This window comes from Spirosoma sordidisoli (assembly GCF_004138325.1).
Taxonomy (GTDB): Bacteria; Bacteroidota; Bacteroidia; order Cytophagales; family Spirosomataceae; genus Spirosoma; species Spirosoma sordidisoli.
This window is the reverse complement of sequence record NZ_SBLB01000002.1, coordinates 100,494-114,102: the sequence shown is the minus strand read 5'-3', so window position 1 is coordinate 114,102 and position 13,609 is coordinate 100,494. Positions and strand designations below refer to the sequence as shown.

Below are 13,609 nucleotides of genomic sequence, written 5' to 3'. Positions count from 1 at the left end.
CAGAAATCAGTGACCTGTTGGCGTCGTCACCGACCGATTACAGACCTTGACGTTACGCGTAACATCGAACCTCCATCAGGCTGGCCGGGGCGGTGCCGTTCGTGGCTTTCAGATGAATGGTTAGACTGCTGGTCACAACCGGCTGATCGAATCGGATGACGGTATGGCTTTGATGGTTGGCCGTCTCATGCCAGACCCGCTCCTGCCTGTCGTTACACAGGATGTACTCCCGCACGCAGAAAGGCGAAGCCGTTTCGGGATGAATCATAATAACCGACTCCAGCGGGTGATCATAATCGGTATCAAAAAAAAGATCGACGCGGGCAATGCGCTGGGTCGTGGGCCAGCTCAGGGTTACAGTCGGGTTCGGATCGGCCGGATCGGCCACGTAGGCGTTGGGCTGTCGGGTGGGGCGCTGAATGCCGTTGCGTACATTCCCGGCTCCGAACAGCCGGATCGGCGTATCCAGCGTCAGGGCAATATTATACCCCAGCGGACGACGTTCAGGGCACCAGAATTCGAACGTATCGACTCCGATGTCTTCCGTTGGCTCCTGCTTGCCGTAGTTGGACACTGCGGGATTGATCTTGTTGAAAACCGACAATACCCCCGTTACCCGAAACAGACTGTACTGGAGCTGAACGGAGTTGTTTTTGAGAAACATGACAAACACGTAGCAGGGCTCCTCAACATGGGCCTGGAAGTGCAGATCCAGGGCCTGGCGTCCTTTCTGCAGCGGGATGCGGACCGTCTCCAGGGTCACATCGGGCGTATGGTTATCGGCCTTGCTGCTTCGCCGTAGCTCAACCGTCAGTTCTGTCTCTTCATCGGCCACTACCCAGGCCGTCAGACCGGGAACGGGACCGGCCGGCAGCGGCAGCATCTGCGCGGCCGATTGCGCCAGCGGCAGCAGTGGCCCATCGGGCGGAAAGGCCGCCAGCCGGTACTCACTCGACGCCCGAAGCGAAGCCTGCTGAACCAGATCGTCCGGGTCATTCAGCCGAAAGCCAGGAATATGGTGCCCCGTTTTCAGCAGTTCCACCTGTAGAGACGCAACCCTTTGCGTCTCTGGCGCGTCAGCTGAAACCGGCTGGCGCACATGAGACGCAAAGGGTTGCGTCTCTACGGGGGCTACCAACTGGCGGGGTAATAGGGTATGCCGTGTACAAAGCGCGGCTGCCATACCGACGGCCTGGCCTACGTGAGCGCTTGTTCCCATCACCCGCGACGATCCGAAGGCTACATGGGTAGCGCTGATGATACGCCCGGCCAGGAAGAGGTTGGTGATGTTCCGGCTGTACAGACAGCGGTACGGAATCTGATAGATACCTTTACTATGCCACTGGTTGCAGCCCGGCTTTTCGGAAAACACACCATCGGCCGGGTGCAGATCGATCGACCAGCCCCCGAACGCGACCGCATCGGCATGGGTACGCTGCTCTACGATATCCTGTTGTGTCAGCAGGTAGTCGCCCTCGAACCGGCGGCTTTCGCGCTTGCCGGGAATATGACCGACCCACTCGAGCGTCATCGTTTCGGCTTCCGGAAACAGACCGGAGTTTTTGATGTGGTTCCAGACGCCGTATACGACCTTCCACAGCTCCCACTTGATAGCTTCCGTATCGTGAACGGTATCGAGCCGACCCCCGTATTCGATCCACCAGAGCTGGCAGCCGTACTCCTGGGCGTTGAACCGTCGATAGCGCGGAATTTTGGTGATGTCATCGAGCGCATAGGCCGGTGGTACAAACCGGACGGGCCTGCCTGTATCTTTGGTATAGAAATATAGCGAGTGGCCCAGCAACTCACCGTACTCGGCTGTTGGGGCAAACTTCTCCCCAAACTCCTCGCGCGACTCCGCCCCCATCCGAAAGGCGGCTCCGGCCTGAAACGCCACAATCCCATCGCCCGATGCATCACAGAACAAAGGAGCCGACAGCTCGTAAAGGGTACTGTTCTGACTACAGAAGGCTTTCAGCCCGCTGATCGTATCGGCGTCGGACTTTTCTACCTCGTATACCGCCGTATTCAGCAACAGCCGAATGTTGGGCTCGTTCATTACTTTTTCGAGCAGGATGGTATCGAAGATGAGCGGGTTCCCTTCGGGGTTTCGGTACAGGTTTTCAACCAGCAGTTCGTCGATAACGCCCCCTTCGCGAGCCCAGCGGTTGTTGTTGCCCATGTGAGATGTAGCGCCCAGTACCCACAGCCGAACTTCGCTCGAAGCATTCCCACCCAGCACGGGCCTGTCCTGCACTAAAATAACCTGAATCCCAGCCCGGGCGGCCGTAATGGCGCAACAGGTGCCGGATAACCCACCACCCGTTACGATCAGATCGGCCTGGTGTCGAATGGTTTTGAGGGATCGTTTATCGGTTGCTTGTTCGCGTATCATTCGTTAAGTCAATAGATTGAAAAAGAACAGAAAAGCCCGTCGGTTTCAGGACGGTTACGTTGAGTGTTCGGTCGAAGCCACGAACAGGCACAGCCAGGTCGACGTGCTGCCCGGGCTGCAACGGCGGAATAAGCAGGTTGGCATCGGCAGCCTGCAACCGATAATTCTGAAGCGTATAGGCCGGAAAATCAGCGCGGGCCACCACCCGGAGCTGCAACGTATGGACCCCTTCGGCCCCCGGAGTGAAGCTTAGTTTCTGGACGGTCAGCGGGGCCATCTCGCGCTGGTGGGCCGCATATAGCGGGCGTTTTGTCCGCTCCGGTCCTACTAGGCCCCAGGGTCGGTATCCGTTCGGGTTCGTACCCTGATGGCGGCTCTGGTAATCGTTGAATGACCACCACGACGCGCCGATAACATAGGGCCGTTTTCTGATCTCGACCATAACCTCCTCCAGGTGGGTTACCTGACCGGCTTCACCGGTTTCCGTATCGGCCCGGCGGCCCCACTCGCTGATGAATACGGGTTTATCGGGATAGAGCCGGTGAATGTGGTCGAGAACGACGGCATGGTTACCATACGTATTGGTCGACACGAAATCGCAGTACTGACTGGCTTCGCCATCGGCGGTTTTGGGTAATATGTTCAACCGCATCGAAGCAAACGTGTAAAGCCGGGTCGGGTCGAGCTGCCGGGCGTACTGAATCATGTCGTTGGTCCAGCGCTGTCCCGAAGGCGTTTCGGAGAGGTATTCATTCCCTACGCTATAGGCAATGACGCTGGGGTGGTTCCAGTCGCGCTCGGCCATCTCCCGAAACTGCTGCCTGAACTTGGCCCGAATGGTGTCGTTATCCATCTGCCGGGGAGTCAGCTGCCAGTTGCCGGCTTCCGTGATGATGAGCATGCCATGCCGGTCGGCCCAGTCGTAGACCGTTTCAGACGGGGTGTAGTGGGTCAGGCGGTGCAGCTCCATGCCGGCTTCTTTCATGAGCCGAAGATCTTTCTCGACCAGCCAGTCGGGCTCCATCGATCCGAGGGCCGGATAGTCGACAACCCGGTTACCGCCCGCTACCCGGATAGGTTTGCCGTTCAGCAGCAGCTGACCATTCCGGGCCTCTACCTTCCGTATGCCGAAAGGCGTATGGGCCGTATCCGACCCGCTAATTACCTGCAGATCGTAGAGGGTGGGCTGATCAACGCTCCACAGCTTCACATCGGCCGCTTTCAGCGAGGCTGTTGCCTCCAGCACACCCGTCTGGTTCGGGGCAATGGGGCCCGTCGTGGTTTTCCAGCTGAGCGTCAGCGGCCGCTCACCCTGCCGGACCTGTAGCTGCATAGCGGGCGAGACGGCCTGCCCGGACGTGTTGCGCAGGCGGGTCCTGACGGTCAGCACGGCCGTGCCTTTGGCCAGATCGGGGGTTGTTTCAACTTTGATGTTGTCGACATACACGGCGGGTTCAACGGTCAGGTAGACCGGCCGTATCAGGCCACCGTAGTTCATCCAGCCCGGGAACGGGTCGTTGGGCTGGTTGTTGTCTTTGGCTCCCGGTATGCTGCCCGGCAACCAGGTATTGTTGTTGACCGAGATGGCCAGCAGATTGTCGGTACCGTCTGTTTTCAGGTAGTCCGTGATGTCGAGTTTAAAGGGTGTATACCCGCCTTCATGCGCCCCTACTTTCCGGTTGTTGAGGTAAACAGTGGTGGCATAATAGGCGCCGTCGAGATGCAGCAATACGCGTTTCCCCCCGGCGGGCCGCCACGGAAACGCCCGGCGATACCAGACCGTGCCGGTATAAAACTGATACCGGGGGTCAACGGAAAAACAGTGCGGAACGGATACTTTGTCGAATCGGCTGGCGGGTACTTTGGCCGAGTACCATTCGCCCGTTTCACCCACCCCGGCGGGATCGAGCGCAAACTGCCATTCGGCCCCGTGTAAGCGTATGGCTTTCGGCTCGCGAATGGTGTGCTGAGCCAGCGACAGGATACTGCCGGCGATGCCTAGTAATGTGAGCAGGTATTTCATAGCGTGATGCATAAAGGCTGTTTAGGGGCGTTGCCGTAGGGGTTATACATTGGTGAGGGTGCTGGGGGCATCCGGTACGGGCGGGTCAGACGCCAGCACCTGAACCCGCCGGGAAGCCTGCCAGGGAATCAGGGCGGCCAGTAAGATGACTACGGCAATACCCGCCGTTGTAGCCGCTCCCGACGTAGCCAGAAAACTCAGGCCCAACAGCATCAACGAGGTAAACACCAGTGAGCCGGCTATTACCTGCAGCCCAAACCGGTTCTGCTGCCGAATGGCCTGCGCTTCTTCGGGCTGGTCGGGTTCGAGGAGGGCCCGATCCTGCTTCTGGGCGCGGGCCAGCCGGTAGCTCAGGTACTCGTCGGCCGGGGCGGCAGACTGCCGGGCTTTCCAGACCTCGTAGATCAATAGCAGCAGCAGCGGCAATCCAACACCGATGGCCGTTTCCCAGGACCGGGACAGCCTGTAATCCAGCAACCAGGGCGAAAGCACCTTGAAAAAAAGATTGACAAAAAGGCCAATACTGGTGATCCAGAGGGTTGCCCGGCTGGTCAGTCGCTTCGAAAACAGCGCCCAGAGCGGGGGCGCCAGCAATGGCCCACCCGAGATAGCCGAAATACTCAGTACCACCTCCACAATCCCACCCGCAGCTGGCACCAGCAGCGCAATCCCGATCATGCCCAGCCCAAACACCCACGACGAGCCACGGGCTACCCGAATGAGTTGCCTGTCGGAAGCATTGGGCCTGATGAGCCCCTTGTAAATGTCGTTGGTAAACACAGCCGACACCACATTGAGCGCCGTGTTGGCACTGGCGGAAGTCGAAAAGTACATACCCGTGAGCATGAGCCCCAGCAATCCCGGCGGGAGCACCAGCTGACAGATTTTGAGATACGCATTTTCGGTGTCGAGCCCGGCCAGCGACGGGTTGATCGCTTTGTAGATCATAGGCGGCAGCATCCAGATAACGGGGCTGATGAGGTACAGGCCCGCAAACAGAAACGCAACTTTCCGGGCTGACTTCGGGCTATCGACGCTGGTGTAACGCTGTACAAACGTCCAGTTGCCGCCGATGTAGGCAATGTGATAGAAGACAAACGCCAGGATAAACCCAATGGTGTATTCGCCGTTGAGCAGGTTGAAGAAATCGTCGGGAACGGCCTGGGTGAAGCCCGTCAGCCCCCCCACCCGATCCAGCGACAGGGGCAGCAGGATAAACACGGCCGCCGACAGCACCACGAACTGCAGAATATCGGTTACCATAACAGCCCATAACCCGCCCACGGCGGTGTAGGCAATCATGAAGATACCGAGCCCGATCGTACAGGGCACCAGCGGCAGATTCAGCGAGGAGCTAACCAGCCTGGCTACCGGATACAGCACCGAGCCTTTAATGAATACCGATACGAGGGTAAAAATAAAGATGTACACTTTCTGTACCGTCAGACCGAGTCGCTCCCGAATAAACTCGGCGGCCGTCAGCGCACCGGCCCGTTTCCAGCGCGGAGCCAGGTAAAGCCCCGTCACCAGCGCCCCGATGCACATGGTCCACTGAATGGTAATGGCCACCCAGCCGTACTTGTAGGCAATGGAACCCCAGGCCACGAACGTACCCGCCGAGAAGAAACTCATGAACAGCGATAGCCCGCCGATAAACCAGGGTACGGCTTCGCCCCCCGCAAAAAACGATTTCAGGTTACGCCCCGTCCGGGCAAACAGCATCCCGATTCCCAGCACAAACGCGGAGAAAATGACGATAACGGCGGTGTCAATGGTTGTATTCATATACTATGGGTTGAATAATCGATTGGCGGTTGAGTGGCAGTTCGTATACCCTGGTTCACCCTACTGCCAGTCGAACTGCCAGACGTCGATACCGAAGGGAGGCAAGGTCAGGCTGGCCCGCTGCGCATCCAGATTTTTTTGGCTGGTCAGGCTTTTCAGTCGCCCCGTTCCGGTACGGATACCAGCCGGTTGCAGCCGTACGGTTGTCGTAGTGGCCTGCGCCCGGCTGTTCAGCAGTACGACAAACAGTTTTTTCTGATCGGGCGATACCGCCGTTATGTAATCGATGTTGGGGTCGGCAGGGGTTACCAGCTCGTCGCGAATGAGCAGACTGGCCGGCTGACCGTAAATCTGGCCAGGCGCAAACCCATAGGTCTGATGGGGTCCTACTTTGGGCGTGACGAACCCGCGCGGAAACGACACCTTCCCACCCGACCGCAGTTCGGCTTCGGCCATCAGGTAGTCGGTGATCCACCCGATCTGCCACCACGCATGGTGCGGATACGGGCCTGCGCCCCGGTTCATGGTATTCCAGTAGTAAGAGGCCACACTCGTTTTGTCATCGACAAACGCATGGCGCCCAATGGCCGCCGAACGCGCCATATCGGCAAAAATCGGCTCTTTGGTCAGGCCATACATCCGCACGAACAACCCGGCATGGCTGGCCAGCTGGATGGGGCCATGCCGGTTGGCCGATCCGAAAATACCACCGTGCTCGAAGCTGAGGCCCGACTGCGTAATTTCCCAATCCTGACGGCTGGTGCCGTTCACCTGCTTGGCGGCCTGGCTTACTATCGGGTGGGTATAGATCGAAGTCGTATAGAGTCTGGCGGTTCTGATGGCCGCGTCCTTATAGCGCTGGTCTTTGGTGAGGTCGTACAGGTCCAGCAACGCCTGGGCCGCCTGACCGGTTGCAAAGTCGGGCGCGTAACGGGCATCGCCACACACACCCAGAAAATGCCCTTTGTCGACGGCATTGGTCAGGAACCAGTCGGCGCCTTTCCGGGCGGCCCGCAGGTACTTTTCGTCCCGCAACAGCCGGTATGCGACAATGAGACCGTAGAACGTGGGGCGAACGTCCGGAATGTCCAGAAATACTTCCTGGTCGGTAGCTTTGTCATAGGCCACCGCCCAGTTACCCGCCGGCTTTTGCCAGACCAGCAGCCGGTCAGCACCCAGCCGAAGCCGGGTTTTCAGGTCGGCGTTGTCCGGCTCGAAGAGCAGCATATTGCCGATATCGAGCATGGTATAATAGGTCAGGCCAATGGGTTCGACCACGGGGCCCCACTCCTCCACGAACTTTTTGGATTTGGCCAGGTAATACTGCCCTTCTACCGCTCCCTTGAAAAAATCGTCGTTGGTTTCCTGCTGCGCCAGCTTGAAATTCAGCGCATAAGGTAATACGTTCTGGGTGAGCAAGGGGTCCTGGGTAGCCCCGGCCAGCATCCACATGGCGCCGTAGTCGGAGTTTTTCATGGCGTCCTTGTTGGAGCCAACAACCCCGCCCAGGTACGACTGCGCCCCAATTTTTTTACCTTCAAACTCTTCAACATTCCACAGCGACGTTTTGGGGTTGGTCAGGTACTGGTGCATCTGATGAATACGATCCGTCAACGATTGCCTGTTTTGCCGCAGCGCTACCGACTCGCCGAAACGAAAGACATCATAAACGGCATGGTTCAGCATCTTGTACCAGTCGCCATCGAGCAGGCTGATCCGCACCGAGTACGTAAATACCTCCCCGGCTTTACGCTCCGATTTCGGCTCGCCCAGCACCGGAAAATACAGGGTCGGGCTCAGCTGCGAACGCCGGTTTTTGTGCGACAAACCAATATTCCAGTCTTCCTGGGTAATTTTATCGACGGCCCATGGATCGCGGCCCAGCGACGGATCGGGAATGACGGCCAGGGTCTGACCACTTTTTGTACTGACCATCGGGCATAAGGTACTGGCACACCGCTCCCGGTAGATGACGGGCAGGTCGGGAACCCCCTGCCCGTAGGCATAGGCCCGCACAAAATCACGCTGGATGGCATCGCCCTGACAGTAGCCCGGAACCGCAGCCCAGCGCATATCCGTTTCGGCCACAGTAGCCACCGTAGGGCTGGCCGATGAATAGAAACCCGGCTTTTTAACCGTAACCGTTTGACTAACAAGCAGATCGGACGGATGTTTGGCATCGATCGACCAGTCCGACACGATGGTAGCGACCTCGGTTTCGTGCCGGAACCGAATGCGGTTCGGCCCTGACTGGCTCGCTTCCTGCGGAAAGAAGTGATAAGCCGTACCGGCGGTGTTGAGGCCCACGCTGTTGGTCGTCTGGCGCCACTGGTCGCGCTGATAATGATAGGCCTCGCCCGGAAACGCCTGGCCCGTATTGTCAGTAAAAGTCCGTTCGGGTTCGGCAGCGGGTTTACTGGCCGTATAGAGCAGGGTAAACTCGCCCGACGGATTGGCTACCGGTTTCCACTGCCTGGCCTGCCTGACCGACAGCTCGGCCAGCTGATAGCCGCTGGCACCCGCCCACCAGCGAAGCCGAATCTGCTCGTTGCCCAGCGCTATCGACTTAGCCGACTGCGCCCAGGCTACGGATGCCGGCAGCAGACCGACCAGCAGCCAAAGGCCCCGGCGTACGTACGCGCTACTCGTCCGGTTTCTGATCATCTGATTGGTGGTTATGGTCATTTCCAGTCGGGGTTCTGCTCCAGTTTCGGGTTGGCATTCAGTTCGTCGAGCGGTATCGGAAAATACCGGTTTCGGGCCTGTACAGGGCGCGTTGGGTAAACGTTGTTAACGGCTTTGGGCACCTCGGTCAGGTACTTGCCCGTACGGGTCAGGTCGTACCAGCGGTCGCCTTCGGCAAAAAACTCCCACGACCGCTCCTGTATGACAGCATCAATGAACGCATCTTTACTCAATCCGGTCCGCAAATCGTCCAGCCCGGCCCGTTTCCGAACCACGTTGATGAACCCGTAGGCCAGCGCGGTCGGCCCATTCTGACGCGCTTCGGCTTCGGCAGCAACCAGATACATATCGGGCAGCCGAAGAATCGGGATATTGGGCAGGTTGCCCACCGTCGAAACCGGGTCCTGGTATTTTTTGATGAGTACCCCCTGGGTCGTGATCGGGGTGATACTACGCTGCGGCACCACCCGGTTGCTCCGGTCCACATAGCTCGTGTCGAGCAACTGCCGCCGTTTGTCCCTGGGGTCGAACGAGTTGAAGAACGACTGGTAGGCAAACATCGACCCGAACGAAGCCCGTGAATACTCGGCACCGGCGCTGTTTGGCGGGCCACAGAGACCCGACAACTGATGGCCCCGGCTGGGACTGAAGCCGCCTTCGGACTCATACGCCCAGATATTCTCGACCCGAGCCAGATCTTCGCGGTCGTAGCGGTACACGTCACGTACATCGGGCATGAGCGAGTATTTGCCGGCGTTAATTACTTCCTGGGCTTTCTGCAGCGCCCTGGCCCAGTCTTCGTTATACAGCGCTACTTTGGCGTACAGGGCATTGACCGCTTCTTTAGAGGGGCGTCCTTTCTCAACCGTCGGCCCGGATACCAGTCCGGCCGCTACGGCCTGATCGAGATCGCTGTAAATCTGTTTGTAGACATCGGCTCGAGCGCTTTTGCCTACTATCGCTTCGGCCTGATCGACACTGGCTTTGATTTTAACCGGTACATCCCCAAAATTTTTGGTCAGTGTCCAGTGATAAAATGCCCGCAGGAAATAGGCTTCGCCCACGATCTGCGCCCGGCGGGTAGCGTCCATGCTGGCGCTGGGCACCTTTTCGATGATCCAGTTGGCCTTTTCGATACCGTCGTAGCAGGAGGTCCAGATCTGTTGCGGAGCTTCGCTTAACCGGCCGGCGGTGCGCTGGGTCGTGTAGTTGGGATCGTACGAAAACAGCGTAAGCGTGTTGCGCCCGACCACCGCCCGCGGGTAGCACTGATCGGCGCTGAAGTCCGAAACAATAGTCAGTGCCGGCCCCACACACATATCGGCAATGGGGTCATATACCGCAATCAGGCCTTTTTCGGCGTCAGCTGCGGTTTTGTAGAAGGCTTCGGTATAAATAGAGGAGTAGATTGTTTCCTCCAGCTCACACGAGCTAAGCGTCAGCACAAAGGCCAGTATAGGAATAAGTGTCTTTCTCATGGCAGAAAATAGATTGAGGGATTGAGCAGCTGAGCAATCGAGCGGATTTCGCTCAATCGCTCAGTCGCCAATTAGAATGTGACCTGCAGACCGCCGAGGAAGGAACGGGCCGGTGGGTAGACCAGATTGTCGACACCGATCACGGTATTGCTGCCCGCGTAGGTGTTTACCTCCGGATCGAAGCCGGTATAGCTCGTCAGGGTGAAGAGGTTATTGGCGCTGGCATAAATCCGAATGCGCTCGATGCCTTTCACCCTGGGCAGGGTGTAGCCCAGCGTAATATTCTTGCAGCGTATGTACGAGCCGTCTTCTACGAAGCGATCGCTCACGGGCAGGCGGCTGCCCTGGGCCGCACTGGCAAACTCGTTGTTCGGGTTCGTGGGCGACCAGCGGTTGGCTACGCCTTTCAGCAGGTTTCGCTGCCCCAGCGGGGTCTCAAAGGCAAAGCGGGCCTGGTTGAAGATATCGTTGCCCTGCGTACCCGACAGGAACGCACCCAGGTCGAAGTTCCGGTAGGCCAGATTGGTGGAGAACCCGAAGATAAACGATGGGTTCGGATTACCCGTAATGATCTGATCGGCCGCCGTAATGGTACCGTCGCCGTTTATGTCTTTCACTTTATGACCGCCCAGGCGCCCGTCATACCCCGGCAGGATGGTTTCACCCGTCTGGTTGATACCGTCGAACACGTAGGTTTTGAACAGGCCCAGCGGCTGTCCGACGCCCAGAATACTGTACGTGGTTACGAACCGCTCCCGGGTGGTGCCGCCGTCCAGATCCAGTATTTTGTTCCGGTTCACAGTCGCGTTGGCCGATACATCCCAGCGCAAAGCGCCCTGCAGGATGCGCGCATTGGCGGCCACTTCGACACCCCGGTTCTGAAGACCCGCGAAATTACCCGTGATGCTCCCGTATCCCGACGACAGCGGGAGAGTCTTTATATACAGCAGATCGCGGGTGTTTTTGTCGTAAACGTCGACAACCAGACTCAGTCGGTTATTGAACAGACTGACATCCAGACCAATGTTTGTCTGCGCCGACTTCTCCCAGCGCAGGTCAGGGTTGGCAATACCCGACGGGTTGATACCGGTCAGATATACGTGGTTGAACTGATAATCGCTGCCCGACGAGGCTACCGTAGCCAGCGACTGGTACGGGTTGATGCCACCCGCGTTGCCGGTGATGCCCCAGCTCGCGCGTAGTTTCAGGTCGGTCAGCCAGCTTACGTTCTTCAGGAAGGGTTCTTCGATCAGGCGCCAGGCCGCCGATACCGCCGGAAAGAACCCGTATTTGTGGTTGGCGCCGAATTTGCTCGATCCATCGGCCCGGGCCGTCAGGTCTATGAAGTACTTATCCTTGTAGCCATAGTTGACCCGCCCCAGGTAGGAGTCCAGCCGCTCTTTGCTGCGGCCGCTGCTTACCGTTCGGGCCAGCGCCAGCTGCAGGGCTTCGTTGCCGGTCGCGTCGTTAGGGAAACCGGTAGCATTGATCGTGTTCGAGTTCGACAGGTTGTTCTGGGTCGCAAATACGCCCGTAAACTTCAGGCTGTGCTGACTGGCCAGGGTAGCCACGTAGGTCAGTATACTCTCGTGCAGCAGAACGGTGCTATTCGCGTTTACTTTGGAGCCGGAACCCGAGTTGTCGTTCAGGTCGTTTCGGGAAATAATGGACCGGGGCGAATACGTATCGCGCAGGCTGCTTTGCAGGTCTATGTTGAACGACGCGCGATAAGTCAGTCCCTTGATCAGGCTGGCTTCGCCGTAAAAATTGGCCAGCGTCCGCCGGATGCCGATCTGGTTGGTGATCGAGGCCAGCCCCAGCGGGTTGGCTACTTCGCGGTACTGGCCGTTACCCTGTTCGCCGAACGGAAAAATACTGCCATCGTCGCGGTAGGCCCGCAGCGTTGGCGGAGCCCCAACAGCCGCCCCCAGAATACTGCTCGTCACCACATCGCCATCGCCCAGGCTGGTAACCCCGTACGGAACGTTTTTGCTCTGCGAGTAGCTTCCCAGAATACTGGCCCCCATTTTGACCCGCTCGCTGATACGATGGTCGAGGTTGACGCGCATGGAATAGCGCCTGAAGCCCGAGTTGATGACGATGCCATCCTGCGCGAAATAGTTGCCCGACACGGCTAGCTGCGTTTTCTCCGAACCGCCGTTAATGCTGAGCTGATGATTTTGAATCGGAGCCGACTGAAACACCAGGTTCTGCCAATTTACCCCCTCGCCGAGACTGCCGGGGTTAGGGTAGAAATTGTTTTTGAACACCTCGTTTTCGAGCTGGGCAAACTCGGCGGCATTCAGTACTGGCAGCGTTTTGGCCACCTGCTGGGTGCCGTAATAGCCATCGTACGTGACCCGGGTTACGCCGGCCCTACCCCGTTTGGTCGTGATCAGCACCACCCCGTTGGCGGCCCGTGAGCCGTAAATGGCCGTTGCCGACGCGTCTTTCAGCACCTCGACCGACTCGATATCGCTCGGGTTGATAGTCGACAGCGGGCTTACGTCGGTAATACCTCCCCCGTTTGAAATCTGAATCCCATCCACGATATACAGCGGCTCCGATGTGCCGTTGATCGAGTTGGTGCCCCGAATCCGGACGCTGATGTTGCCGCCCGGTGCACCCGAATTCTGGCTGATCTGTACCCCCGATACCCGCGCCTGCAGGCCCTGAGCTACGTTCGACACGGGCGTTTGTACCAGATCGGCCGACTTTACCGAGGCAATAGACCCCGTTGTTTCGATCTTTCGCTGCGTACCATAGCCCACCACCACCACTTCGCTCAGCGAACGGTCGTCGGTCTGTAAGATGACATCGATAGTGGCGCGGTTTCCGATGGGTACGTCCTGCGGCTGGTAGCCGATGTACGAGAACGCCAGTATACTGTTCGGCCCCGGCACCGACAACGAGTACCGACCATCTGCATTCGTGGTGGTGCCCTGCTGGGTTCCTTTCACAACCACGTTGACACCCGGCAGCGCGATGCCGTCGGGCCCGGTAACCTGACCGTTTACCGAACGGTTCTGCGCCAGGGCGGCTGCTACTGTGCAGGCCATCAGCAGCCACAGACAACCCATAAAACGTATTACTTTCTCCATAAGGGGTATATAGGAATAGTTAAATTTTTTGTTGTTTTTCAATCGTAGGTACCCTGAACGGACCGAATCAGACAAAAAGCTCTTTGCGAAGCAATTGGGCCATTTCTTACCTACGACTCCTTCTAATTTCCCTCCATAACTA

General features: G+C 58.1%; 6 protein-coding genes. All 6 read right to left on the bottom strand.

Annotated features, from left to right (window positions below; translation table 11 throughout):
• Positions 1-52 precede the first annotated feature (52 nt).
• Positions 53-2,395, bottom strand: coding sequence for an FAD-dependent oxidoreductase (locus tag EQG79_RS08960; RefSeq protein WP_129601227.1), 2,343 nt, complete (start codon positions 2,393-2,395; stop codon positions 53-55).
• Entirely contained in the window at positions 2,370-4,430 is a 2,061-nt protein-coding gene (locus EQG79_RS08955; protein ID WP_240699317.1) for a glycoside hydrolase family 2 protein, read from the bottom strand. Before EQG79_RS08955 ends, EQG79_RS08960 begins: the two co-directional genes overlap by 26 nt.
• 30 nt (positions 4,431-4,460) lie before the next feature.
• Positions 4,461-6,203: a sodium:solute symporter family protein gene (locus EQG79_RS08950; RefSeq protein WP_129601225.1), complete on the bottom strand. Its 1,743-nt coding sequence runs from the start codon at positions 6,201-6,203 to the stop codon at positions 4,461-4,463.
• A gap of 60 nt (positions 6,204-6,263) precedes the next feature.
• Positions 6,264-8,888, bottom strand: a complete 2,625-nt coding sequence (locus EQG79_RS08945; protein ID WP_240699316.1) for a glycerophosphoryl diester phosphodiesterase — start codon at positions 8,886-8,888, stop codon at positions 6,264-6,266.
• Positions 8,885-10,366, bottom strand: coding sequence for a RagB/SusD family nutrient uptake outer membrane protein (locus EQG79_RS08940; protein ID WP_129601224.1), 1,482 nt, complete (start codon positions 10,364-10,366; stop codon positions 8,885-8,887). The genes EQG79_RS08945 and EQG79_RS08940 overlap by 4 nt, the downstream gene beginning before the upstream one ends.
• 71 nt (positions 10,367-10,437) lie before the next feature.
• Positions 10,438-13,467: a SusC/RagA family TonB-linked outer membrane protein gene (locus EQG79_RS08935; RefSeq protein ID WP_129601223.1), complete on the bottom strand. Its 3,030-nt coding sequence runs from the start codon at positions 13,465-13,467 to the stop codon at positions 10,438-10,440.
• Positions 13,468-13,609 lie beyond the last annotated feature (142 nt).

What these genes read in the sequence shown, in the direction of transcription:
- EQG79_RS08960 (WP_129601227.1), bottom strand. Translation starts at nt 2,395, where the DNA reads ATGATACGCGAACAAGCAACCGATAAACGATCCCTCAAAACCATTCGA.
- EQG79_RS08955 (WP_240699317.1), bottom strand. Translation starts at nt 4,430, where the DNA reads ATGCATCACGCTATGAAATACCTGCTCACATTACTAGGCATCGCCGGC.
- EQG79_RS08950 (WP_129601225.1), bottom strand. Translation starts at nt 6,203, where the DNA reads ATGAATACAACCATTGACACCGCCGTTATCGTCATTTTCTCCGCGTTT.
- EQG79_RS08945 (WP_240699316.1), bottom strand. Translation starts at nt 8,888, where the DNA reads ATGACCATAACCACCAATCAGATGATCAGAAACCGGACGAGTAGCGCG.
- EQG79_RS08940 (WP_129601224.1), bottom strand. Translation starts at nt 10,366, where the DNA reads ATGAGAAAGACACTTATTCCTATACTGGCCTTTGTGCTGACGCTTAGC.
- EQG79_RS08935 (WP_129601223.1), bottom strand. Translation starts at nt 13,467, where the DNA reads ATGGAGAAAGTAATACGTTTTATGGGTTGTCTGTGGCTGCTGATGGCC.